The sequence below is a fragment of the Pricia antarctica genome, assembly GCF_900101815.1.
Lineage (GTDB): Bacteria > Bacteroidota > Bacteroidia > Flavobacteriales > Flavobacteriaceae > Pricia > Pricia antarctica.
In genome coordinates this window covers 343,902-369,485 of the sequence record NZ_FNAO01000006.1, presented here as the reverse complement: position 1 = coordinate 369,485, position 25,584 = coordinate 343,902, and the positions used below count along the sequence as shown (strand labels likewise).

Here is a 25,584-nt window from a genome sequence, read left to right as displayed (position 1 = left end):
TAAACATACTCTAAGTTTGTGGGAAATAAGAAAAACAAATGGCCAAAAAAAATATACTGAACAAAAAATCACTGGATTTTTTCGAAAAATACCTGAATAATCCTTCCCCGACCGGATATGAATGGGAAGGGCAGAAACTCTGGATGAACTACTTAAAACCTTATGTAGACACTTTTATTACAGACACTTACGGTACAGCGGTCGGTGTCATCAATCCAGAAGCGAAATACAAAGTGGTCATCGAAGGGCATTCCGATGAAATTTCATGGTACGTTAATTACATTACCGATAACGGATTGATCTACGTCATTCGAAACGGGGGCAGCGACCATCAGATAGCGCCTTCAAAGTGGGTGAACGTCCATACCAAGAATGGAATGGTGAAAGGGGTCTTCGGGTGGCCTGCAATTCATACAAGGGATAAATCAAAGGAAGAAGCACCTAAACTGGACAATATTTTTATCGATATCGGTGCCAAGGATAAAAAAGAGGTAGAGAAATTGGGCGTGCATGTCGGCTGCGTTATCACCTACCCCGATGAATTTCAAGTCTTGAACAAGGATAAATTCGTGTGCCGGGCCATTGACAACCGGGCAGGAGGATTTATGGTCGCCGAGGTAGCGCGCTTGCTTCATGAAAACAAAAAGAAACTCCCTTTCGGATTGTATATCACCAATTCGGTACAAGAAGAAATCGGTCTACGCGGTGCGGAAATGATTACGCAGCGGATCAAACCCAATGTGGCGATTATCACCGATGTATGTCATGATACGACCACCCCAATGATCGAAAAGAAAACACAGGGCCATACCGAAATCGGTGCGGGACCTGTCATCTCCTATGCCCCCGCGGTACAGAATAAACTACGCGAGCGGATACTTGAAACGGCAGAGAAAAACAAGATACCCTTTCAACGCATGGCGGCATCCAGAGCTACTGGAACCGATACCGACGCCTTTGCCTACAGTAATGGAGGCGTAGCATCTGCCTTGATTTCATTGCCTTTACGCTATATGCACACCACGGTCGAAACCATTCATCGAGACGATGTGGAGAACGTAATCCGATTGATCTATGAAACCTTGCTGAATATCAAGGATGGGGAGACTTTTAGTTATTTTGAGGATTAGCGGTATAATAGGTAGAATTCCAACGAACCTTGACCAAACCATCCGCCTACGGCACCTCCCCTCAAAATTGAGGAGAGGCTTTTGAGTTAATTTTTTTTTCAATGGATGAACTTGTAGATATTCTCGATTCCGAAGGTAAATTTACCGGTAGAACCGGTCTAAAATCGGAAGCACACGAAAATGGCTGGTTTCACGCTACCGTGCACATTTGGTTTTTTACTTCGGATGGGAGCGTTTTAATTCAACAGAGGGCAAAGAACAAGGACGCACATCCCCTACTCTGGGATGTATCCGTAGCGGGGCACGTGGGCGCTGGAGAACAAATTGAAGATGCTGCAGTTCGGGAGGTAAAAGAAGAAATTGGACTTGAAATTATCAACGCCGATTTACAGGAAATAGGCATTTTCAAAGCGATTCATAAACACACTGAAAATTTGTTAGACTGCGAATTTCACCATGTATTTTTAGGCAAGTTGAATCTACCCTTGAGCGCATTGATAAAACAGGTTAGCGAGGTAGCGGAATTGAAATTGATTCCCCTTATCCGCTTTTCTGAAGAAACTTGGGGATTAGCCAATCTCGGCAAATATGTACCGCATGGGGCGGAGTATTACAAAACGATTATAAAGGCGGTAAAGGAACGATTGTAAAGGTTTTCAGAAGTAAGGTTTTTGGAATCGTCGAATTTTAGTTAAAAATCATCGGGGCAAGCCCCCCAAGGCAGTTTTCGGGACCTATTTTTCATTTCATGAGGCAAGGCTTAGGGAATTATACCCAATAGAGATTATAAGCGGGCACGAGAAAACTCCTGAATTTTATTGGTAAACAGGGGGGAAAAGCCTTAGAGTCTTCCACCAGCCCCCGCTTTATAACCGATATAGCTTACCCGTTTTTCAATTGTTGAATAAAATCATCGGGGTTTTTAAGGTCATAGGACTTTTGGTCCCCGCTGTCCATATGCTTTACCACAAACGAATTCCCCTTCAATTCCTTTTCACCGATTAAGATTACATAGGGAACATTACGGTTATTGGCGTACTTAAACTGTTTTTGGATTTTAGCATCCGATGGATACAAATCTGCCTTAATTCCTGATTTTCGTAGGGAAGTCGTCAGTTTGAGAGCGGCCATTGCTTCTTTTACCCCAAAATTTAAACATAGTACTTGTAAACTTTGGTCCAAAGTGTCAGGAAACAATCCCAATTCCTCCAAAACCAAATAGATCCGATCCAATCCAAAGGATATACCAACACCACTGACATCTTTAAGGCCAAAGATTCCCGTAAGGTCATCGTAGCGGCCACCACCACCGATGGAACCCATATCTACGTTTTTGGGAGCGGCTACCTCTAAAATCGCACCGGTATAGTAATTCAGTCCCCGGGCCAAGGTAACGTCTATGGAAAGTTTTGCGGATTGAAGTCCCAATGCCGCTACGGTTTCAAAGATATAGGCCAGCTCTTCAACGCCCTTGCTTCCTTCCTCGCTATCGGACAACAGTTCCTTTAAAGTGGATACTTTTGCGGAATTGCTTCCGGATAATGAGAAAAGTGGTTCGACTTCAGCGATGGAATCCGCTGAAATACCTTTGGTGACCATTTCCTTTTTTACGCCTTCCGCTCCGATTTTGTCCAATTTATCCAATGCGACCGTAAAGTCGATCAGCAAATCTTTGGCTCCGATTACTTCGGCAATACCTGCTAAAATTTTACGGTTGTTGATTTTGATGTCGACTCCATCTAGTCCTAGATCGGTAAAAACGGCGTCATATAGTTGTATGAATTCTACTTCCTGGAGTAAAGAATCTGCACCTACGACATCGGCGTCGCACTGGTAAAACTCCCGGAATCGGCCTTTTTGGGGGCGGTCGGCACGCCATACGGGTTGGATCTGATAGCGCTTAAAGGGGAAGTCGATTTCGTTGTGGTGCATGACGACGTAGCGGGCGAAGGGTACGGTCAAATCGTAGCGGAGGGCTTTTTCGGAAATTTTTGAAGTTAAAGAGGTGCTATTCTTAGTTGTATAGGTGGCATCATCCACCTTATTTAGGTAATCTCCCGAATTCAAAATCTTAAAAATCAAACGGTCCCCCTCATCGCCATACTTGCCCATCAAAGTTTCGGAATTTTCAAAAGAAGGGGTTTCAATAGGCTGAAAACCGAAGGTTTCGAAATGTCTTTTTGTAACATCGAATATGTAGTTGCGCTTTGCTACTTCTGCGGGCGTAAAATCGCGAGTGCCTTTAGGTATACTTGGTTTTTGTGCCATTTAAATAATTTGATGTACAAATATCCCTTCGATTACTCTCTGGGACCACTAATTTTTTTCATGCACGAAGATAACAGTTTACGACCTTCAAATAATAATGGATAGCGTTGTTTTCCCACAGTCTAAGAAGGAAGAACAAATAACTTGGGCTCTAAATTTCACTTTCAAAGTTTAATGCAACTTTCAAATCAGAATCCGCTTTGAGCTTTGAACTGTGAGCTTTGAGCTTTGAATCTACCATCGCAAGCATTAAACTCTCAATTTTTTCAGCAAAGCGGCATTGGAAACCCAAATTCATTTAGAAACTATTTGGCCGAGGGACCGATCACGTTCTCAAACCACTGATACAATTCCCCTTTCGTAATCACCGCACCCTGGTCGATTAACTTAAACTTATCGAGGTTAGGTTCTTCGGAATACGCCTTTGAGGCGGTCAGGTATTCCACAAAATCTGATTGCCAGTTTTTCTTAAACCAATCGAAGCCTATTGTGGTGGTCAGATCGATATCAGGATTCATTATTTTAACCGACAGCAGTTTCATTTCCTTTTCCTCACAATGAAATAGATGCATGTTCATGGCCGAAATATTTTCGAGATAGGCTACTTTACCAAGTACCCCTTCCCAGATCAAATCGCTAAAAACATCGATTTCATCCTCGGCAACGGCGGGTTTTTCCGCCTTTAACGTTTTCCATTCTTCACCAGTAATGGACTGTGTAGCCAGAAAGTTGATGAACTCCGGTTTCAATTCTTCCAACTGTTGTTGCGTGAGCCTTCTGTATTTCATTTCATAAACGTTCACAAAAAAGCCCTCCTGGAATTACGGGAAGGCTTATCTTATTTAACTTAATAGGGGTTACTTCTGATCAGAAACCACCTCGAAATTGAACTCGACGATGACCTCTCGGTGCAATCGGATATCGGCGGTGTAAGGCCCGGCTCTTTTAATAGCTCCCCCTTTAATACTGATAAATTTCTTATCGATTTCATGACCATCTTTGGCCAATACATTGGAAAGATCTGAAGCAGTAACCGAACCGAACAATTTGTCGGCGGCACCTACTTTTGCGGGTATCTTAATATCCAGTGTTTTAAGTGCTTCAGCAGTTTTATTGGCCGAATCAACGACTTTTTTCTCCTTATGGGCACTTTGGCGCAAATTCTCCTCCAATACCTTTTTGGCCGAAGGAGTCGCCATTGTGGCCATGCCACGTGGGATCAAATAATTTCTACCGTATCCGTTTTTCACGTCTACGAGGTCATCCTTAAAGCCCAAATGCTCTACGTCTTTTTTTAGTATAAGTTCCATCTTTGCTTTGATTATTTTAGTAAGTCCCCTACGTACGGCATGAGTGCGATGTGACGGCACCTTTTAATGGCCTGAGCCACTTTGCGCTGATATTTCAATGATGTTCCGGTAAGCCTCCTGGGCAAAAGTTTGCCCTGTTCGTTTACCAGCATCATAAGAAAATCGGGATTCTTATAGTCGATATATTTAATACCGTTTTTCTTGAAACGGCAATACTTCTTTTTCGTATTGGTCTCAATGTTCAATGGGGTCAAATAGCGGATTTCGCCATCCTTTTTCCCTTTCGCCTGTTGTTGTAGTGTTGCCATACTTTTACGCTTTGGTTTTTAACCTAGTTCTTCTTTCCTCTGCCCACGCGATGGCGTGCTTATCCAATCGTACCGTTAAAAAGCGCATAACACGCTCTTCCCTTTTCAGTTCTTGCTCATATGGAGAAACAACTTCGCCGGGGGCGGTAAATTCGAACAAGTGGTAAAAACCACTTTTTTTGTGCTGTATGGCATAGGCCAATTTTTTAAGTCCCCAATTTTCTTTGGTGACCATTTTGGCGCCATTCTTAATTAAGAAATCCTCGAATTTCTTAACTGTTTCCGCTATCTGTTCATCAGAAAGCACGGGATTCAAAATGAAAACAGTTTCGTAATGGTTCATATAATATATATTTTTTAAGTGCGCAAAAGTAAGAATAATTGAGACACATTACAAGAAAACTGGAATTTCTTCGTTCTATAGGAGTATAATCCTAAAAATCGAACTTTACCCAAATCTTAACCTATGTTCATTGTCAATTATAAAGAAAACACGACCGGCAATACATTATTTTGTAGTTGAAGGAGTTTTTTTTAGTATTTTGTCGATGATTTAACCCCACAAATCGCCCTATTTATGAAACTAAGAAGTATTATCGTAGACGATTCGTCTATGCAACGTATGGCCGTTGCAAAGTTGGTGAACAGTCATCCGCACCTTGCTATGGTTGCGGAATACAGCAATGCGATCGAGGCCAAAAACGGTATTAAAAATCATGAGATCGATCTTATTTTTCTCGACGTTGAAATGCCTATCATTAACGGATTCGACCTACTCGAATCGCTAGAAAACAGTCCACAGGTAATATTAATCACCGGTAAACCCGATTATGCGCTCAAGGCATTTGATTATGACGTAACCGATTATTTGCACAAGCCGATTACTTTGGCCCGCTTCGATGCCTCGGTCAAAAGAGCTATTTCGAAATTCGAGCAAATGCATCAGGTACAAGAAGACGAGGAGCATATTTTCGTCAAGAGCAACCTGAAAAAGCGCAAGGTCATCCTTAACGATATCAAATGGATCGAAGCGCTTGGCGATTACATCAAATTAGTAACGGACGAGGCCAATATCGTTATCTTATCGACGATGAAGTCTTTCGAACAGCAATTACCCGAAGATAAATTTCTTCGTATTCACAAATCGTATATCGTGAACTTGGAGAAAATCGAAAAGTTCAATAGTAAAAACGTCGAAGTAAGTGGACGGTCTATTCCTTTAAGCAGGAACAAGAAGACCGAGTTGGCCGAAGCATTGAGCAACGTCTAGCACTTCTACTTCTTTAAGTATAGACCGCTGTTTCCTGAAGGAAATGGCGGTTTTTTTTTGATTACCCCTCGACTGCCAGCCCGATATGTCATTCAAGCGCGCGCTCGGGATGACAAATTAGGCTATTTGCTTAATCTTAAATATGATCCACATTATAAATTACCCGCACACTTCGATACTGGGATACCGAGTTGAACGATTTTTCGATTCGCTTGATCACCGTCTTGGTTTTTGGCAAGGATTGATTTTGGGGAATCTTGACCATCACATTCTTTAAGAATTGATTACGTATTCGAGCGACCGGTGGGTATTCGGGCCCCAACACATTAATGCCTAATGCATTTCGCAGTGCTTGGGCGAACCATTCGGCCGCCTCATTTAATCGGTTGTATTCCTTATGCTTAAATGTAATGCGGATAATACGGTTTTGAGGGGGATAGTTGTACTGCTCCCGTTCGTACAATTGCTCTTTAAACATACCTTCGTAGTCGTTTGTCGAGACCTGTTTTAAGATTTGATGGTAAGGATTGTAACTTTGGATGAGCACCCTGCCCTGTTTCTTTGTCCGCCCTGCCCTGCCTGCTACTTGTGTCAACAATTGAAAGCAGCGCTCGTGCGCCCGATAGTCAGGAAAGTTCAAGAGGGAATCCGCATTCATAATACCTACTAAGCTAACATTTCTGAAATCGAGGCCCTTGGTAAGCATTTGGGTTCCGACGAGAATATCCATCTCTTGCTGTTCAAAGGCGGTAATTATTTTTTCATAGCCGTGCTTGCCTCGGGTGGTATCGAGATCCATACGCCAGGTCTTGGCGTCGGGAAATAAGGTTTCCAGTTCTTTTTCAACTTGCTCGGTACCGAAGCCCTTAGTATCCAACGAAAGGCTTCCGCAGGCTTGGCAACTTTCCGGCAGTGCCATATGATAACCACAATAATGGCAGCGCAACTGTTTTTTGTACTGATGAAAGGTAAGGCTCACATCGCAATTGGAGCATTGGGGCGAATGGCCGCATGTCGTACATTCCACGATAGGCGCGTATCCGCGGCGGTTTTGAAACAGGATGACCTGTTCGCCAGCATCCAACGTTTCTTTTATTTCCTCAAGCAAACGTTTCGAAAAATGGCCTTTCATCCGTTTTTTTCGGGTGTGCTCCTTAAGATCCAAGAGTTCTATCTCTGGCATGAGTACGTTGCCATAGCGGCGTTTTATTTGGGCATAGCCGTATTTGCCCGTTTGTGCATTAAAAAAACTTTCAATGCTGGGCGTGGCCGAACCCAGTATAATATTGCTTTGGTGCAGGTTTGCCAGTACAATAGCGGCATCGCGGGCGTGATAACGCGGAGCAGGGTCGAACTGTTTGAAAGACCCCTCGTGCTCCTCGTCGACGATGATCAAACCCAAATCGGAATAGGGTAAAAACAGGGCGGACCTTGCCCCGATAACTATCTGTGCCTTTGGTTTTTTGGCCAAAACATTGTTCCATACCTCTACTCTTTCCTGTATGTTGTATTTGGAATGATAAACGGATACCTTCTCTCCGAAATAATCTTGCAAACGGGAAATCAACTGGGTTGTTAACGCAATTTCCGGCAAAAGATAAAGCGCCTGCTTGCCCAACCGGATGCATTCCTCGATCAATTTCACATACACCTCGGTCTTTCCCGAAGAGGTGACGCCGTGCAACAATACCGTTTTTTTATCCTCAAAACCTCGGGATATATCCTTGAAAGCCTGCTGCTGATATTGGTTTAGCTCCTTAAGGGCGAAATTCTCTTCTTCACCCTCATACTTTACCCGATCGGTTCGGATGAAATATTCCTCTAGAATTTCCTTGTCCACCAAAGATTTGATGACCGCCTTTGAACCTCCGCTGGTTTCCTCGAGCTCCGAAACCTTTATGGGTTTTTTTTTGACCGCTTGCAACTGAAAAAGGGACAGTACGACCTGACTTTGTTTTGGGGCGCGGCTCAAGGATTCCAACAAAGCTTCCAATTTTTCTTCGGATAGATATTTCGTATCCAACTTGACGTAGCGCACCAATTTCGGCTTATACTGCTCGTACATTTCCTCCTTTAAAAGGATGACTTTCTTTTCCAGCAACCGATTGAGAATGGGCAGAATATTCTTTTTATCGACGATGGAATTTACTTCATGAACCTTAAGGGTGGACTGATGTTGTAGGGCCTCATAGACCAAAAATTCATCATCCTCCAAATCGCTTTCAAGGACCTCTACCCTATCGTTGCGCAGGATCAGGGTCTCACTTTCCAGTAAAAATGCACTAGGCACGGCCGATCGGAAAACTTCCCCCAATGAACACATATAGTAGTCCGCGATCCACTGCCAATGTTCAAGCTGATAAAGATTTACGATGGGATGTTCATCTAAAATCCGATGGATTTCTTTGGCCTCGTATACTACGGGTGGCTTGTTATGGACCGAATACACCAAGGCCGTATAAATTTTGGACTTCCCGAAGGGGACCCCTATCCGCATTCCGGGTCTTAAAAACTCCGCTTCCGACTTTGAAACACTGTATGTGAACAATTTTTCTAAGGGAATCGGTAAGATGACGTTGATGAAGTATTCCATGGCTTTTTTCGTCACCCTCCAACACGCTTCCACGTCTGCGTACGATAAATAAAGGCAAAATAGCCTCTAACCATGAGCTCGTTGGGGTTTTCGGGGTTTAGCCAAATCTTACAGCGAAAGGTCATGGCCTGTTGCGGGTCGAATAAGGTATCGCCCTTGTAAATGCCCTCACCTTTATGTTCGGCATCTTCTATAATGGTCATGCCCAAAACGGGTTTGTCTCTGCGGTCACCTTCACATTTTTCGCAGATAAAATTTTCTTTTCCCTCTTCAACTATTTCGATGACCTTACCATCCATCAAGCCCGCATCATCTTTATAAATATCGATAATGGCCTTCGGCTTCCCGGTACGGTCGTCAATGGTCTTCCACTTTCCGAAAACGGATTGTGCCTGCAGCGTAGGCACGGCTAGTATCAAAAAGCATATAATGACTAATTTATTCAATATCATCCTGTTTTTTATAGGTTTTCCGAAGGGAATTCAAGGTGGCGTTCAACTCAAAGCCGAGCAACAATATATTGGAATTTATCCAGATATAGACCATTAAAATCAATAATCCCCCCAAGGCACCGTACAATTCGTTGTACCGCGCAAATTTATCCACATATACACCAAAGAGATAGGAAGTTAACATAAAAAGTAAAGTGGTCATTAAGGCTCCCAAAGAGAAAAACCGAGCTTTTTTACCTTCAGCTGTTCCAAAATAATACAAGATGGCAGTAGTAAAATACGACAGTATGATAAAGAAAAGTATCTTACCGACCTGTGCCGCGATAATATCGCCATCGGTAAGATCGTAACCCCTCGTCTTCGATGCCCAAACGCTCAGATAGTCCAAAATATAAAATTCAAAATATACAAAAACGATTGCGCCGACAATCAGTAGAACAGAAAGAATGATACCAACCATGAGCGCGTAGAGGTATTGCCTGAAAAAATTACGTGTCAGTTCGACATGGTACGAATTTTCAAATCCTCCAAAAATGGCGTTTACCCCATTGGCCATTAAAAATATAGATATAAAAAATGCGGATGATAGCAGGCCGCCTTGCTTCTGGTCTTTTATCTGTTGGTAGATCTCATGGAAATAATCGCTGGTAGCAGAGGGTAAGAACGATTCCAAAAACAAGAGAAACTGAAAATCAAAATCCTCGGTTCCGACGCTTACATAGGGAATTACGAACGGGACCAAAGTCAGTAAAAAAATCAGTAAAGGAAAAAGGGCCAGGAACAAGCTGAAGGCAATCGAACTGGCGCGGGTGGACAAGGTGCCTTTTAAAATACCGAAAACGTAAATTTCCAGAAGATCGAAAAGTGAGAGACCTTCAAAAGCGGATAGCTTTATCCCCTTTAAGAAGCGCACCAAAACTTTGACACCGGGAATTTTATCTAATTTTTCCTCTACTTCTTGAGACATTTATACCGCTTTAAGGCTCAAATCCAAATTATAAACGGAATGGGTCAGGGCACCAGAAGAGATATAGTCCACACCGCATTCCGCATATTTTCTGATTGTCGTTTCGTCAATACCACCTGAGGATTCTGTCAGGCAGGTATTACCGATCATTTCTACCGCCTTTCGGGTATCCTCATAATTAAAATTATCGATAAGAATGCGATACACGTCTTCGAATTCTAGAATTTCTTTGATTTCATGCAAATTTCGGGCCTCAACGATGATTTTTAGATTGCGGCCAGTATCTTCGAGATACTGTTTTGTTTTCTGGATGGCCTTTGTGATGCCGCCTGCAAAATCGATATGGTTATCCTTTAGCATAATCATATCGTACAATGCGAATCTATGGTTCTCGCCGCCACCGATTTTGACCGCCCACTTCTCGATGGCACGTATGCCCGGTGTGGTTTTACGGGTATCGAGAATTTGGGTACGGGTACCATCCAATAACTTTACAAAGGCGTTGGTTTTGGTAGCAATGGCACTCATGCGCTGCATGGCGTTCAATACGATGCGCTCTGCTTTCAAAATGCTCCTTGAACTGCCGGAAACATAAAAGGCGATATCCCCGTATTTTACCGGTGAACCATCCGTAATACCAATTTCAAGTTCCAAATTTCCATCTATCCGCGCAAAGACCTGCATAGCAAAATCGATACCTGCAATTATACCGTCTTCCTTGACCAGCAATTTGGCCTTTCCCTTGGCCGATTTGGGTATACAGGCCAATGAACTATGGTCACCATCGCCCACATCTTCGCGAATAGCGTTTTCTATGATACGATCGATTTCTTTTTGAAATTGTGCTTCGGTAATCATGTGTGCGATTATGGGTTTGTGCTAAAGTAGTAAATTGTTATTAGGTTCTATGGTATTAGCCAGAGTTACACATAGAATTCACAGATAGAAAATGCGATAGTGATAGATGTACTTTTACGAAGCCAGTCGTGCGCTTGAAGGTAGGATTGCATACATTTTGGAATTTGTTGCTTGAGATTTGGAATTTGCAAATTACATTTGCCACATGACCATCAAATTACTCGCCATTGGCAAAACGGACAGTAAACCACTTCAACAGCTTATTTCAGAATATGAGAACCGCTTGAAGCATTACGTTCGGTTTAAGCTCGAGACCATTGCAGATATCAAGAACGCAAAAAACCTTTCGGAAGTACAACAAAAAGATAAAGAGGGCGAATTAATTTTAAAAAAATTGGGGCCGACCGATATCCTCGTGCTTCTTGACGAAAACGGAAAACATTTTTCCTCAATCCATTTTTCGAAATATCTTCAAAAGAAGATGAATTCAGGCATTAAGCAATTGGTGTTTGTCATTGGAGGCCCTTATGGTTTCAGTGATGCCATTTACAACAAGGCACATGGCAAAATCAGCCTGTCAAAAATGACATTTTCCCATCAGATGGTGCGTTTATTTGTTGTCGAGCAGGTATATAGGGCGTTTACGATCTTGAAGAACGAGCCATATCATCATGGGTGAAGTCCAAAAGCAAACGCAAACGACAAAAATTAGTACAGCACCCGAAACTTGATCGTATTCTCCACTTTTTTCAAGGCCTTGATAACATCTTTGTTATATTCTTTGTCCAAATCCGTGATTACGTAGCCTACTTCGCTGTCGGTAGATAGATACTGTCCCGAAATGTTCAGCTCATACTCAGCTAAAACTGCGTTGATCTTAGCCATTATTCCAGGCATGTTTTTATGGATATGCAAAAAGCGGTGTGCCTTACTCAATTTAGGCAAACGAATATTGGGAAAGTTTACGGCATCGACCGTATTACCTGAATTAATATAGTCCATTATTTTATTGGGAACAAAATCGGCTATATCTCGTTGGGCCTCTTCGGTACTTCCCCCGATATGTGGTGTAAGAATTACATTGTCAAGGCCTTGCAATTCAGTCTTGAACTCACCATTGCTCGCAGGTTCTTCAGGATATACGTCAATGGCGGAACCCCCCAGTTTTCCACTTTTCAGGGCCTTCGCCAAGGCTTCGATATCCACTACAAAACCTCGGGAGAGATTGACCAAAAGGGCTCCGTCCCGCATCTGCTTGATTTCGCGTTCGCCGATAAAATTCTTGTTTGCCGGATTGTCGTCGATATGCAGGGTGACCACATCGGAAACGTTCAATAGATCTTCAAGGGTTGCGCATTTTTTTGCGTTGCCCAAGGCCAGACTATCCTCTATGTCATAATAATAAACCCGCATGCCCAAGGCTTCCGCCAAAATGGACAATTGTTTTCCGATATTTCCATAGCCCACGATACCGAGGTTCTTTCCCCGAACTTCCCGTGATCCAGTAGCCGTCTTTTGCCAAGATCCGCCGTGTATTTCAGTACTTCTGGGAAATATACTGCGCATTAGCATAATAATTTCGCCTATGGCCAGTTCGACCACCGATCGCGTATTACTATAGGGGGCATTGAAAACGACTACCCCCTTCTTTTTGGCATGTTCAAGATCGATCTGGGTAGTACCGATACAAAAAGCTCCGACCACCAATAATTTATTGGCGGCATCGAGCACTTTTTGGGTAACTTGGGTCTTCGATCGAATACCCAGTACGTGTACTCCTTTGATCTTTTCAATAAGTTCGTCTTCGGGAATGCTATGTTTTAAAAGTTCTACGGAAAATCCATCCCCCGAAAGATTATCGAAAGCGTTAGGATGTACATTTTCCAACAACAATATTTTAATGCGGTTTTTGGGATAAGAAATATTTCTAGGTAAATCGTTCACAAATAAAAATTCATCCATATTCGGAGTTATATAATCGGCTTTATTGGCTGCTTTTTCGCGGTGTACGTTTTCGGTATAGGCAAAGAATTTGTGGGCGATTCCGGCCTCTCGCATCACATAATCGCTGTATCCATCGCCAATGACCTGAACCTCACCATCTAGGTCCAAGCGCTTTAGGCACTCGATTTTACCATTATGGGAAGCGAGTACGTTATCTTCGTCGAACCCGATTATCTTTCCGTCTTCATCGAATTCAAAGGTGTTGGCGTATACCCTATCCGACGGAATATTGTATTCTTTCACTATTGGATCGATAAACTCCTTGAATCCGCAGGAAATCACATAGATATCATCGGAGAATTTTTCAAAGAACTCTTTGTTCGCTTCGATGGATTTAGAAATTTTCTGCCTTAATTCTTCCACCAATGGCTCAAGATCATTTTTATGTGCGTTTAATAATTTAATCCGCCTTTCCAAGGATTCCGTAAAAGAAATATCCCCATCGATACCCAAATTGGTGATTTCCTGGATTTTGTTGATGATTTCATCGCGGTTGGAATTTCCCGCCAGGGTCATTTCCGCCAAAACATCCAAGGCCTCTACCCTGGTCAAAGTGCTATCGAAATCAAATACGTACTTTCTACCTGTATTTACCATATATCTATTGCAACCAAATCCTGTATAACGACTGGAATCGGCATTTAATTTTAAAATTAAGGAGACAAATGTAAAGATAAATTTTTTCCGATTTCCGGGATTGGCATTAAATGTTATTCCTATCACTAATCCATAGTAATTTGATAGGGATTTATCGAAACGGATACGAATCGATAATCGCTTTTTAAGCGGAAATTTTTTAGCCTCTGTATATAATACCGGTCACAATGGCAAGACCGAAACTCATAAGCGTGCCGATCAAGATATACTCCGTGAGCTTCCGATTATTGCTTTCCTTCAAATCATTGAAACGAAAAACGGATTTGGCACCTATCAATAATCCGATAGCCTCCCAACGTCCTAAAATAATGAACATCAGAACAAAAAGGCGTTCGATGATACCGATATATTTTCCCGCATTGGGAAGGGATTTATGGTCCAGTTCAATCTTTTCGCCCATAGCTTCCAACAATTTTCCCATGATGATTGCTGCGGGAAAGGTGACAAAGACAATGGCGGTGACCAATGGCCAATCCAGTTTTTCGAACAGGGCAATCGTATGCCCTACCAGATTCCCGTAGTATGCAACGGCATACAAAACAGCCAAATGTAAGACCTGATCAATGAAAAAAGGGATGCTCCTCAGTCTGAACAAAGGCGTGGTGTATAGCTTGGCCAAATCGATAATGAAATGGGAAACGGCAATGATCAAGACCAGTTTCCAGTACTTCAAATCCCACAAAAGCATCATGGTCAGCACAAAATGTAGCAATACATGTATATATAGATATTTAGATCTGACCTTGTTTGCTTCCTTGTGAACGATCCAGCGTTTTGGCTGTACTAGGAAATCCCCAATTAAATGCGCCAGTAGAAGTTTCGTGAAAATCAGCATGGGTTCAGATCTTTTAAAATTTTATCGTAATAATCAAGTAATTCAAAGACCAGGTCTAAACGCGCCCTTTTTTGGCGTTGGCTCACGGCCGATTGCTGGATGCCCAACCGTTTGGCCAAATCGGCTTGCGAAGCTTTTGGATGTTCAAAGGCCATAACCACGATTTCTGCGGAAACGGGGCTCCAATCATCCATGAAGTCGAGGGCCAATTTGAGCATTAGGTTCAGGGTATCGTCGTAGAAACCGCTGCCCGTTGCGATGGTAAGGTTCAATTTATCTTCTTTCAACGATTCGAAAGTTCTACCGGAACGTTGGTACGCAGGCCCGTTGGATTCACTGACCCCTGAACCTGTAAAGGTTTCGGTGCCCAAGCCGATACCCATGCGTACATCTAGCCCTTTTATGGTCTTTAACAAAGCTTTGATGTGTATTGCCACACCAAGTACGTCTTCGCGGGGTATTTTTAATTGAAACTCGTCGCCCCGGTATACATCCCAGTCGGTGGGCGATTCACCAAAATTGGACAAGTACTTTTTTAATATGCCGAGCCACTCGGAAACCTCATAGTTTTCGGAATTAATAATATCGCCCGTTATAATCGCTATCATATCAAATTATAAGTCAAAACGCTAATATATGAATATATAATCGAATTAGCTAATATTTCATTATATAAGCTAAAAAGCTAATAATATGCAATATAAGTTAAAATGCTTATCGTGGGAAACTATTCCAAAAGTTTCTATGGGTGTACGACAAATTTCCATAAATCCAGCTATTTAATTAAAGCACGTCTAAAAGCAAACTCAAGATCAGTGGATTGAGCTTTTGGCCATAGCTATAAATAGGTTCATATCGAGATACGGAACCTATTTAGTTTGACGCCAAGGTTCTCAAAATGCTGTTTGAGAAAGCAGGGTCTTTAAACATGTTCTACTATCAAAACCATCTTCGGACCAATAGACCATATTGTTTGTAGTCTTTATTGAAAATTTTCGTTAACGCCTGCTCTTCGGGTTCGATTTGAAATCGGTTCATATAGGCAACAAAACCTGCGGCCAAAAGGGTATTGAACGCATTGCCCAGCCAAACGCCCCACGCTAGCAACAGTAACAGCATTGCAAGATACATCGGGTTTCGGGTATAGGCATAGATTCCATTGGTTACCAATTTTTTTGTTTTACCGGGTTGTGTAGGATCTATCGTGGTATTTGCAGCGTAAAACTGGAAAAGTGCCACTCCTGCAATTAGTATAGCGGAAATGGCCAAGACAATCATAAGATGATGGCGTCCAAAAAAATCAAAATATCCGACAGGAAGAAATTCGGCGAGTAGGTACATCAACAAACCGAAACTCAAAAAAACAACGCCCGGGGGAATTTTTAGCTTCATGCGCTAAATTTACTATTTTTACAAGAATGAAACTCGTCTTCGCAACACACAATCAAAACAAATTCGCTGAAGTCAAAAAACTGATACCTGCGCATATAGACCTGGTGGCTCTGGCCGATATCGGATGTACGGTAGAAATCCCCGAAACAGGAAAAACATTGGAGCAGAACGCCAGAATAAAAGCAGATTACGTGACCGATAATTTTGACTTATCCTGTTTTGCCGATGATACGGGACTTCTAGTAGACGCCCTTCATGGTATGCCAGGCGTGCTTTCTGCTCGATATGCCGGAGACCAAAAAAGCTCGGAGGACAATATGGATAAACTACTAGCAGCACTACAAGGTAAAAACGACAGAAAAGCAAGATTTACGACTGTAATCGCCCTCAACCTTAACCAAGAACGCCATACCTTCACAGGCTCGGTAGAAGGTGAAATCATAAACGAAAAAAGAGGAAGCGGCGGTTTCGGCTACGACCCTATCTTCAGGCCTTCGGGCTACGAAAAAACCTTTGCGGAACTTTCCGTAGCAACAAAAAACAAAATCGGCCACCGGGGAAAAGCCATACATCAACTGCTATGCTTCTTGGAAAATAGCATATCCCAATAAATAAACGTACCTTTGCCGCCATTTTTAACGCCGCCGGTATGGCAGGTGTTGTACGGAGAAGTCCAATGGGTTATACGCTAATCGCTCTTTACAACACACATATTTGCGATTAACTATAACACATTATGACTAAATTTGAAGCACTGGGGCTAAACAAGCCTCTATTAGATGCTGTTGCTGACATGGGTTTTGATACCCCATCGGAAGTACAGGAAAAAGCAATCCCTATTTTATTGGAAAGCGATACCGATCTGGTCGCACTTGCCCAGACTGGAACGGGAAAAACCGCCGCTTTCGGATTTCCGCTCATCCAAAAACTGGATAGCAATAGCCGTACCACACAAGGATTGATTCTCTCCCCTACCCGCGAACTCTGCTTGCAGATCACCAACGAAATGCAGGCCTATTCCAAGTACGTAAAAGGGCTGAACACCGTTGCTATTTATGGGGGTGCGAGCATCACCGATCAGGCACGGCAAATCAAACGCGGAGCGCAGATAATAGTCGCTACCCCCGGTCGGATGAAAGATATGATCGGCCGCGGACTTGTCGATATTTCCAAAATCGATTATTGTATTCTAGATGAGGCCGATGAGATGCTCAATATGGGCTTTTATGAGGATATCAAGGATATTCTCAGCAATACGCCCAAAGAAAAATCCACTTGGTTGTTTTCTGCCACCATGCCAAAGGAAGTTTCGAAGATTGCCAAGAAATTTATGGACAATCCTGTTGAGATTACCGTAGGTACCAGAAATGCAGGTATCTCAACGGTCAACCACGAGTTCTATGTGGTCGGCGGACGAGATCGATATCCTGCCTTGAAAAGACTGGCCGATGCTAATCCCGATATCTTTTCCGTGGTCTTTTGTCGAACGAAAAGAGATACGCAACGCGTTGCCGAAAAACTGATTGAAGATGGATATAACGCAGGCGCTTTACATGGGGATTTAAGCCAGAACCAGCGTGATCTGGTCATGAATTCCTTTAGAAAAAAGCAGATACAGATGTTGGTCGCCACCGATGTGGCGGCACGCGGTATCGATGTAGATGACATTACGCACGTCATCAACTATCAGCTTCCCGATGAAATTGAAGTATATACCCACAGAAGCGGGCGTACGGGTCGAGCCGGCAAATCGGGAATCTCAATGGTCATTGTGACGCGTAGTGAAATTCGTAAAATAAAATCCATAGAGAAAAAAATCCAACAGCAATTCATCCAAAAAACGATACCTACAGGTATTGAAATCTGTGAGACCCAGCTCTATCACTTAGCCAATAAAATCAAGGAAACCAAAATAAACAAGGACGTTGAAAACTATCTGCCCGCTATCAATGAGGTTTTGGAAGGTATTGATCGCGAAGAGTTAATAAAAAAAATCGTATCGGTCGAATTTACCCGTTTTTCTAACTACTACAACAAGACGAAAGACCTGAATACGGTCGATAGTAGAGAAAGTAGAAGTAGCAGGGGCGATCGAGAAGCTAGCAGTGCGCCATCATCTAACGGATCTGTGCGCTATTTCATTAATGTGGGCGAAAAAGACGGCTACGATTGGATGACCTTAAAAGATTTTCTGCGTGATACTTTGAGCCTAGGCCAAGACGATGTGTATAAAGTCGATACTAAAGAATCTTTTTCCTTCTTTAACACAGAAGCCGAACATACTGATCAGATACTCAGGTTCTTTACCGATTTTAAATTGAACGGAAGGTTTATCAATGTTGAAATTTCACAGAATCCCGGAGGCAGCGGCGGCGGTGATAGCGGTGGCTATCGCGGCAAGAAAGGCAAAGGAAAAAGAAAGGATAACAAATTCAACGATCGAGGTGGCCGAAGTAAGGGTCGCGAAAGAAACGGTGCGAAAGATAAATCGGGTAATTCCGGCAAAAGAAGGAGCAAGCAGAGCAGAAGTGATTTCTTTTAGCTTATCTTGATAACCTAATTTTTGAGTTAATTGTATATTAAAAAATACGCTTCGGCGTATTTTTTTGTTTTGTTTAGTACATTTATTCCGTAACCATACATAATGAGACCATTTTTATTGTTTGTCTGTATCCTATTTACAAGTATTGCTTTTTCCCAACAAGACGAAGCTGTCGACCAGGAAATTACCGCCGTGGTGGTAAATGCACAGAACGAAAAAACCATGGAAAGCGTTCATGTCATCAATCTCAACCAAGTGGTCGGTACGATTACCAACGAAAAAGGTGAGTTCACGATTTCCGCAGCGGTAAACGACACCCTTTATTTTTCCTTTTTAGGTTTTAAGTCCCAAAAAATAAGGGTCACAAATGATATGTTTAAGTTTGAGGACACCAAAATTTCTTTGACCGAACTAGCCTATGCCCTCGAGGAAGTCATTGTACGGCCCTACCAACTTACGGGCTACCTAGAAATAGACGTAAAGAATCTTCCTATCAACAATGCCTACCAATACAGTATTTCAGGGCTTTCGGTGGGCTACGAAGCGGGTAACAAAAGCGCGAGTGCGGTCACCAAGGTTTTGGGGGCAATTCTAAATCCCGCCGACCTGCTGCGCAATTTATTCGGCAAACAGCCCAACCAAATGAAGAAATTGCGCAAGATGAAGGAAGATGATCAGATACGGGATTTATTGGCCTCGAAATTCGATCGTGAAATTCTTATGGAAATGCTACAGATCGAAAAAGTTGATATTCAGGATATCTTAAATAACTGCAATTACTCAAAATCTTTCATCACCACCGCAAACGACCTTCAAATTCTGGATGCCATCAGCAGTTGTTACGAAGACTTTAAGGTACTCAATCGAAAAAATTAGGCAGGTCAGGTGCATGCGTGCTTTGCGCTAAAAGCATATCGCACTGCGCTTTTTTTGCTCCTCGTAATGCGGATTTCGGGTAGGGGAAAGCTTCTTCTCAACGAAACAAATTATAGCTTCAAAAATATTTTTCGTTTCCACCTTCATTTTATAGCTTTAGAACATGAAAAAAATGCTCCTGGCTATTGTGATTTTGACTTTTTTTGCTTCCTGCAAACAAGCAGAAACCGATACAATCCAAAACACAACTTTAATCAGGGATTCGATTCCCGCAGCGCCTAATCCTAATAAAGTGCCTTTTGCTTGGGAAGGGGCAAATATTTATTTTCTACTTACCGACCGTTTCAACAACGGTGACACTTTGAACGATGTCAATTTCGAGCGAACGGACCCCACAGGTCCCTTGAGAGGCTTTATGGGCGGCGACATTGTTGGTATCACGGAAAAAATAGAGCAGGGCTACTTTAGCGAACTAGGGGTGAATGCCATTTGGTTTACCCCGGTAGTGGAACAAATTCATGGTGCCACAAATGAAGAAACCGGGAATACGTATGGCTATCATGGGTATTGGACCAAGGATTGGACGGTGTTAGATCCCAACTTTGGCACGAAAAAAGACCTGGAAGAATTGGTCGAAACCGCTCATAAATTTGGTATTCGTATGCTTATGGATGTGGTGCTTAACCATACTGGTCCCGTTACTGAAAAAGATCCCGTTTGGCCCGAAGAATGGGTACGCACTGACCCTACTTGTACGTTTGCAGATTATCAGAGTACCACCCAATGCACCTTGGTCGAAAATCTACCTGACATCCGTACAGAATCCGACAAAGCGGTCGAACTGCCCGACGGCCTTTTGGCAAAGTGGAAGGCAGAGGGCCGTCTGAGCCAAGAACTCGACGAACTGCAATTGTTTTTTGAACGGACAGGCTATCCACGGGCACCTAGATACTACATAATTAAATGGCTGACCGATTATGTGAACGCCCTAGGAATTGACGGCTTTAGGGTCGACACCGTAAAGCATGTAAACGAAAACGCATGGACGGAACTGCAAAAAGAAGCTTCGCACGCCTTTGCAAACTGGAAAAAAATGCATCCTGACGAAGTGTTGGACGATACTCCCTTTTACATGGTCGGCGAAGTATACGACTATGGAATTTCAGAAGGAAGGAAATTTGATTTCAAGGATAAAAAAGTAGACTATTTCAACCACGGCTTTAAAAGTCTGATCAATTTTGAGCTTAAAACGGATGCGCTTCAAGAATACGAGACGATCTTCACGAAATATAGCGATATTCTGCATACCACCTTAAAGGACAAAAGCGTATTGAACTACCTGACATCCCATGACGATGGCCACCCTTATGACGTCGAACGTAACGACCCCTTTAAGGCCGCCAATATACTACTATTGACACCAGGTGCATCACAAATCTATTATGGGGACGAAACCGCGAGAGACCTTACCCTAGAAGGCACTGAAGATCGTCCCGTGATGGGCGATGCCACTTTGCGATCTTTTATGAACTGGAACGAAATCGATAGTCTTCCCCAAACCCTAAAAATACTTGAACATTGGCGTAAATTGGGGAAATTTAGACACGACCATTTGGCAGTAGGGGCCGGCAAACATCTCAGGCTTGGCAAAAAACCCTATGTTTTTAGTAGAACCTATCTCAATGGTACTATTAAGGATAAGGTGGTCATCGGGCTCGAATTACCCAAGGGGAAAAAATCGCTATGGGTAAAAGGTTTCTTCGGTGATGGCACCAAACTTCACGACACATACTCAAATACCGTGGTTACCGTTGCGAACGGCAAGGTAATTCTCGATAATGAATATGATATTGCCCTTCTTGAAGTGGCCGAGTAAGGTTTAGCCTCTTTTATGACTTTCCGATTGCATTTTGGTCGATTTTCGGTTTTTTTAAGTATTCCTATATGCGTATGGTATGGCTTTTGACCATTGAGGGCTTTTCGTCTCAATTCCAACTTTCAAAGACTACATGTTTTAGTACTGACAAACCATAATTCTAGAATGAACATCCTAAAAACCAAGAGATCAACAATGAGTAGAAGAAAGTTTCTTCTAACGTTTTTTCTGGGAAGCATGGGTTTGGTGTTCTTAGATTCATTTTGGCTCGAGCGATATATTATCGATTGGAAGGAATTCGATATTTCGGAAGGTTCTGAGAATAAGATAAAATTGATACATCTCTCGGATCTACATATCAATTCCATCAAGTCTTTTCACAAAACGATGGCCGAAAGAATCAACAACGAGCGGCCCGATGCTCTTTTTGTGACCGGCGACTCCGTAAATAGTAAGCGTGGGGTTCCGATCTTGGATGCCTTTTTATCCATGATCGATTACGACATCCCCAAATTTGCTATAATGGGCAATGTAGATTATACGGGGCGAGTCAACAGTGCTACGTTGAGAGAAACCTATAAAAAACATAACGGAAAGCTTTTGATCAATCAAAATCATAAGCTTAAAGTGAGAGATCGTACAGTGAACATTGTCGGTGTTGACGACTACCTCTGCGGTTATCCGGATTTTTTGAAAGCTTCCCGAGATTTAGACCTGTCGGTAGATACCATCGTTCTTAACCATTGTCCGGCCTATCGAGACGAAATAGATGCGATAAACGCCAAACTCGGGCAAAAGATAAAATTGATTCTATCGGGCCACACGCATGGCGGTCAAATAACTTTTTTCGGAAAAGCTATTTTCACTCCTCATGGCAGCGGCAACTATGTCAAAGGCTGGTATAAAAATGCCCTGAGCAGCCTGTACGTTTCAAAGGGAATAGGGACCAGAGGCCTGCCCCTGCGCTTCGGATCAAGGGCCGAGGCGATCATATTCCAGGTTTGACCCAATTTACCCATCCTCTTTATTCTTTATCCTGCGGTTGAAAAGTCTGGGGAGAATGGGTAAACTTTATTTATTTTTATAGGATGAAGAAAATTACCGTTTTGACCGGTGCTGGCGTAAGTGCGGAAAGTGGTATTAATACCTTTCGGGATGCGGGGGGACTATGGGAAGGTCACGAGGTGATGGAAGTGGCCTCCCCGCAAGGTTTTGCAAAAAATCCCGCTTTGGTCCTCGATTTTTACAACCAAAGACGAAAACAATTAAAGAAAGTTTCCCCCAATCGTGCCCATTTCGCTTTGGTGGAACTCGAGGATCATTATGACGTAACCATTATTACCCAAAATGTTGACGATCTGCACGAACGGGCGGGAAGCTCCAACGTAATACATCTACATGGTGAACTTTTGAAAATGCGGAGTTCGGGAAATGAACGTTCCATTTTAGACTGCGAGGGGGATATAATGCTCGGAGATCTTTGCGAACAAGGGTATCAACTGCGGCCTCATATCGTATGGTTCGGCGAGGCCGTGCCGCTGTTGGAAAAAGCGGCAGAGAAGACCCAATCGGCCCATATCGTCATCATTATCGGTACATCTATGCAAGTATATCCCGCAGCTAGTCTGGTAGATTATGCGCAAAAGGGCGTACCTGTCTATTTTATCGACCCCAAACCCAGCGTTTCAAAATACGATTACGACAATTTGACTATCATTCCCAAAACGGCTGTGCAAGGGATTCCTCCTTTAGTTTTGGATTTAATCGCCCAATCTTCGTGACCAAAAGACAACAATACCCCTTTTTAGATTAAGTAAGCCGCCCTAAACTTTTTTTAATCCAGTATCTTTGTATTTTCCAAAAATCCAATCCAAATAAAAATTATGTCCTTACATATACTGAACGCAATCTCACCTATCGACGGGCGTTATCGAAACAAAACGGAATCACTGTCCCCTTTTTTTTCCGAAGAAGCCCTGATCAAATATCGCGTTCGGGTAGAAATCGAGTATTTTATTGCCCTTTGTGAGCTTCCCCTGCCGCAGCTATCTTCTTTTGACGCTTCCCAATTCGAAGCTTTGCGGAACATTTATCGGGACTTCAATACGACCAATGCCCAAGAAATCAAGGAAATCGAAAGCACGACCAACCACGATGTAAAAGCGGTTGAGTATTTCATTAAAAACGCTTTTGACGGATTGGAACTCCAAAAATTCAAGGAATTCATTCATTTCGGATTGACATCCCAAGATATCAATAACACGGCCGTGCCGCTTTCCGTAAAAGAGGCCATGAACGAGGTCTACGTTCCACAATATCTCGAACTATTGAAAAAGCTAGAGCAATTGGCATCAGAATGGGCCGACGTACCCATGTTGGCACGTACGCACGGGCAACCGGCCTCTCCTACCCGTTTGGGCAAAGAGATCGCCGTATTCACCGTACGCTTAAAAGAACAGTTCAATCTGCTGAACGACATCCCTAGTGCCGCTAAGTTCGGCGGTGCCACGGGAAACTTCAACGCCCACAAAGTCGCATATCCGCAGATAGACTGGAAGGCTTTTGCTCAAAAATTCGTACAGGAGCAATTGGGCTTGCACCACTCGTTCCCAACCACACAAATCGAACATTATGACCATCTGGCAGCCCTGTTCGATACCTTAAAACGCATCAATACCATTATTCTCGATTTGAACAGGGATTTTTGGACCTACGTATCCATGGATTATTTCAAACAACAAATTAAAAAAGGCGAAGTCGGTTCATCGGCCATGCCCCATAAAGTCAACCCGATCGATTTTGAGAACTCCGAGGGGAACCTGGGCATTGCGAATGCTCTTTTCGAACACATGTCGGCCAAGCTTCCCGTTTCACGTTTACAGCGCGACCTGACCGATAGCACAGTCCTACGGAATGTTGGAGTGCCTTTTGCCCATACGATAATTGCCTTTCAATCGACCTTGAAGGGATTGAACAAACTATTGCTCAATAGGCCCAAGTTCGATCAAGATCTCGAAAATAACTGGGCGGTCGTTGCCGAGGCGATTCAAACGATTTTGAGACGCGAGGGCTATCCGAATCCCTATGAAGCCTTAAAAGGGCTGACCCGTACCAATACCCAAATAGATCAAAAATCGATTGCCGGATTTATAGATACCTTGCAGGTTTCAGACAGCATCAAAAAAGAACTGAAAGCTATTTCCCCCATGAATTACACAGGTATTTGAAGCAGGATTTTTTCAGATTACAGCCATAGAATAACAGATTGTAAATGGATTAAGCGATATTTGTTATAGCTATGCTATACGTAAATAGCAACTAAAAAACACAAACGAACATGCAAGACAAATTTTCGATACAAGACTCCATTGGCAAACTTTGGGATAAAATGGATGCATGGCTAGATGCAATCATCTTGAAACTACCCAATATTGTATTGGCCATTTTAACCATGGTTCTTTTCTACTTTATTGCCAAGGGTGTCCGAAATTTACTCAGAAAATATCTCTTGAGGCATATTGGTCAAGAGTCTATACAAAATATTGTGGGCAAAAGCGTGTTCATCGCAGTAATCTTGATAGGATTTTTCACCGCCTTGAGCGTTCTAGATTTGGATAAGGTTCTCACCAGTATTTTGGCGGGAGCCGGGGTTCTGGGTCTGGCCATCGGTTTGGCCTTACAAGGTACCCTGAGCAATACCGTAGGAGGTTTTATGCTCTCCTTTATGCCCGACATCCGCATTCATGATTCTATTAAGAACGGGGATGCATCGGGTGTAGTACAGGAAATTTCGCTTCGCAACATCGTTATAAAGACCCCGGAGAACTACATTACCGTAATACCCAATTCAAAATTTGTAGATGGGGCTTTTACCAATTATTCCTTAACGGAGAGAGGCCGTATTGCCGTTAATTGCGGTGTAGGCTATGAAAGCGATCTTCAAGAAGTCGAAGACCTTACCGTCAAGATTATAGGTGAGAATTTTGAACAAAGAAATGGTGAGGGCGTAGAATTTTTCTTTACCGAATTCGGAGATAGCTCCATTAACTTTATGGTGCGTTTTTGGACGGATGTTACAGGGTTCAAACAGGAACATGCCGCCAGGCACAAAGCCATCAAACTGATGAAGCAGCATTTCGATGGCAACGATATCAATATCCCTTTCCCCATTCGCACGTTGGATTTTGGTAAGAATAATTTGACCGTTCATACGGAAAGCCAAATTGGGAAGGAGTCGAAGAGTTAA

26 protein-coding genes are annotated in these 25,584 nt (G+C 42.8%); 12 read left to right on the top strand and 14 right to left on the bottom strand.

All coding sequences use genetic code 11. The features are described 5' to 3' along the window. Positions 1-38 precede the first annotated feature (38 nt). Together BLT07_RS13605 and BLT07_RS13600 are read left to right on the top strand one after the other, a co-directional pair. Entirely contained in the window at positions 39-1,130 is a 1,092-nt protein-coding gene (locus tag BLT07_RS13605; RefSeq protein WP_091869671.1) for a M42 family metallopeptidase, read from the top strand. A gap of 101 nt (positions 1,131-1,231) precedes the next feature. Next, on the top strand, positions 1,232-1,780 hold the full coding sequence (locus BLT07_RS13600) for an NUDIX hydrolase (RefSeq protein WP_091869668.1): 549 nt from the start codon (positions 1,232-1,234) through the stop codon (positions 1,778-1,780). Positions 1,781-2,012: 232 nt separating this feature from the next. On the opposite strand, the gene hisS is transcribed toward BLT07_RS13600, so the two are convergent. The 6 genes from hisS to rpsF form a co-directional block, all read right to left on the bottom strand. Continuing rightward, entirely contained in the window at positions 2,013-3,398 is a 1,386-nt protein-coding gene (gene hisS / locus BLT07_RS13595; RefSeq protein WP_091869665.1) for a histidine--tRNA ligase, read from the bottom strand. Between the two features lie 151 nt (positions 3,399-3,549). After that, positions 3,550-3,696, bottom strand: coding sequence for a hypothetical protein (locus tag BLT07_RS21040; protein ID WP_175455331.1), 147 nt, complete (start codon positions 3,694-3,696; stop codon positions 3,550-3,552). Between the two features lie 7 nt (positions 3,697-3,703). Beyond that, positions 3,704-4,186 (bottom strand): DUF6495 family protein, encoded by a 483-nt coding sequence (locus BLT07_RS13590; protein ID WP_091869662.1) that lies wholly within the window; start codon positions 4,184-4,186, stop codon positions 3,704-3,706. 69 nt (positions 4,187-4,255) lie between these two features. Further along, positions 4,256-4,708: a 50S ribosomal protein L9 gene (gene rplI, locus BLT07_RS13585; protein ID WP_091869659.1), complete on the bottom strand. Its 453-nt coding sequence runs from the start codon at positions 4,706-4,708 to the stop codon at positions 4,256-4,258. 11 nt (positions 4,709-4,719) lie between these two features. Next, positions 4,720-5,016, bottom strand: coding sequence for a 30S ribosomal protein S18 (gene rpsR / locus BLT07_RS13580; RefSeq protein ID WP_091869657.1), 297 nt, complete (start codon positions 5,014-5,016; stop codon positions 4,720-4,722). 4 nt (positions 5,017-5,020) lie between these two features. Then, positions 5,021-5,359, bottom strand: coding sequence for a 30S ribosomal protein S6 (gene rpsF, locus BLT07_RS13575; RefSeq protein WP_091869655.1), 339 nt, complete (start codon positions 5,357-5,359; stop codon positions 5,021-5,023). A 234-nt stretch (positions 5,360-5,593) separates the two neighbouring features. On the opposite strand from rpsF, the gene BLT07_RS13570 reads away from it, so the two are divergent. Beyond that, on the top strand, positions 5,594-6,286 hold the full coding sequence (locus BLT07_RS13570; RefSeq protein ID WP_091869652.1) for a LytR/AlgR family response regulator transcription factor: 693 nt from the start codon (positions 5,594-5,596) through the stop codon (positions 6,284-6,286). 136 nt (positions 6,287-6,422) lie between these two features. Here BLT07_RS13570 and priA read toward each other — a convergent pair whose 3' ends face one another. The 4 genes from priA to nadC are packed head-to-tail and all read right to left on the bottom strand — an operon-like array spanning position 6,423 to position 11,156. Beyond that, the gene (priA, locus tag BLT07_RS13565; RefSeq protein WP_091869649.1) at positions 6,423-8,879 is read right to left on the bottom strand and encodes a replication restart helicase PriA; all 2,457 of its coding nucleotides are present in this window, start codon (positions 8,877-8,879) and stop codon (positions 6,423-6,425) included. A gap of 11 nt (positions 8,880-8,890) precedes the next feature. Continuing rightward, on the bottom strand, positions 8,891-9,331 hold the full coding sequence (locus BLT07_RS13560) for a DUF2147 domain-containing protein (protein ID WP_091869646.1): 441 nt from the start codon (positions 9,329-9,331) through the stop codon (positions 8,891-8,893). Then, on the bottom strand, positions 9,318-10,298 hold the full coding sequence (locus BLT07_RS13555) for a YihY/virulence factor BrkB family protein (RefSeq protein ID WP_091869643.1): 981 nt from the start codon (positions 10,296-10,298) through the stop codon (positions 9,318-9,320). The genes BLT07_RS13560 and BLT07_RS13555 overlap by 14 nt, the downstream gene beginning before the upstream one ends. Beyond that, a complete protein-coding gene (gene nadC / locus BLT07_RS13550; protein WP_091869640.1) occupies positions 10,299-11,156 on the bottom strand; it encodes a carboxylating nicotinate-nucleotide diphosphorylase in 858 nt (285 codons plus the stop codon). It abuts the gene before it with no gap. 205 nt (positions 11,157-11,361) lie between these two features. Between nadC and rlmH the strand changes: the two genes are divergently transcribed. Further along, positions 11,362-11,835, top strand: a complete 474-nt coding sequence (gene rlmH, locus BLT07_RS13545; RefSeq protein WP_091869637.1) for a 23S rRNA (pseudouridine(1915)-N(3))-methyltransferase RlmH — start codon at positions 11,362-11,364, stop codon at positions 11,833-11,835. A 29-nt stretch (positions 11,836-11,864) separates the two neighbouring features. Here rlmH and serA read toward each other — a convergent pair whose 3' ends face one another. The 4 genes from serA to BLT07_RS13525 form a co-directional block, all read right to left on the bottom strand. Continuing rightward, positions 11,865-13,757 (bottom strand): phosphoglycerate dehydrogenase, encoded by a 1,893-nt coding sequence (gene serA, locus BLT07_RS13540; protein WP_091869926.1) that lies wholly within the window; start codon positions 13,755-13,757, stop codon positions 11,865-11,867. A gap of 199 nt (positions 13,758-13,956) precedes the next feature. After that, positions 13,957-14,652 (bottom strand): DUF3307 domain-containing protein, encoded by a 696-nt coding sequence (locus BLT07_RS13535; protein ID WP_091869635.1) that lies wholly within the window; start codon positions 14,650-14,652, stop codon positions 13,957-13,959. Next, on the bottom strand, positions 14,646-15,260 hold the full coding sequence (locus BLT07_RS13530) for a sigma factor-like helix-turn-helix DNA-binding protein (RefSeq protein WP_091869631.1): 615 nt from the start codon (positions 15,258-15,260) through the stop codon (positions 14,646-14,648). The genes BLT07_RS13535 and BLT07_RS13530 overlap by 7 nt, the downstream gene beginning before the upstream one ends. Positions 15,261-15,591: 331 nt before the next feature. Next, positions 15,592-16,044 (bottom strand): methyltransferase family protein, encoded by a 453-nt coding sequence (locus tag BLT07_RS13525; RefSeq protein WP_091869628.1) that lies wholly within the window; start codon positions 16,042-16,044, stop codon positions 15,592-15,594. Between the two features lie 26 nt (positions 16,045-16,070). Between BLT07_RS13525 and BLT07_RS13520 the strand changes: the two genes are divergently transcribed. The 8 genes from BLT07_RS13520 (at position 16,071) to BLT07_RS13485 (ending at position 25,584) form a co-directional block, all read left to right on the top strand. Continuing rightward, positions 16,071-16,655, top strand: coding sequence for a non-canonical purine NTP diphosphatase (locus tag BLT07_RS13520; protein WP_091869625.1), 585 nt, complete (start codon positions 16,071-16,073; stop codon positions 16,653-16,655). A 125-nt stretch (positions 16,656-16,780) separates the two neighbouring features. Continuing rightward, positions 16,781-18,586, top strand: a complete 1,806-nt coding sequence (locus tag BLT07_RS13515) for a DEAD/DEAH box helicase (RefSeq protein ID WP_091869622.1) — start codon at positions 16,781-16,783, stop codon at positions 18,584-18,586. 102 nt (positions 18,587-18,688) lie between these two features. Continuing rightward, a complete protein-coding gene (locus tag BLT07_RS13510) occupies positions 18,689-19,462 on the top strand; it encodes a carboxypeptidase-like regulatory domain-containing protein (protein WP_091869619.1) in 774 nt (257 codons plus the stop codon). Positions 19,463-19,625: 163 nt separating this feature from the next. Further along, positions 19,626-21,338, top strand: a complete 1,713-nt coding sequence (locus BLT07_RS13505; RefSeq protein WP_091869616.1) for an alpha-amylase family glycosyl hydrolase — start codon at positions 19,626-19,628, stop codon at positions 21,336-21,338. Between the two features lie 195 nt (positions 21,339-21,533). After that, on the top strand, positions 21,534-22,343 hold the full coding sequence (locus BLT07_RS13500) for a metallophosphoesterase (RefSeq protein ID WP_091869614.1): 810 nt from the start codon (positions 21,534-21,536) through the stop codon (positions 22,341-22,343). A gap of 83 nt (positions 22,344-22,426) precedes the next feature. Further along, positions 22,427-23,119 (top strand): SIR2 family NAD-dependent protein deacylase, encoded by a 693-nt coding sequence (locus BLT07_RS13495; RefSeq protein ID WP_091869611.1) that lies wholly within the window; start codon positions 22,427-22,429, stop codon positions 23,117-23,119. Between the two features lie 102 nt (positions 23,120-23,221). Further along, positions 23,222-24,565: an adenylosuccinate lyase gene (gene purB, locus BLT07_RS13490; protein ID WP_091869607.1), complete on the top strand. Its 1,344-nt coding sequence runs from the start codon at positions 23,222-23,224 to the stop codon at positions 24,563-24,565. 110 nt (positions 24,566-24,675) lie between these two features. Further along, complete coding sequence (locus tag BLT07_RS13485; RefSeq protein WP_091869605.1) at positions 24,676-25,584, top strand: mechanosensitive ion channel family protein; 909 nt, start codon at positions 24,676-24,678, stop codon at positions 25,582-25,584.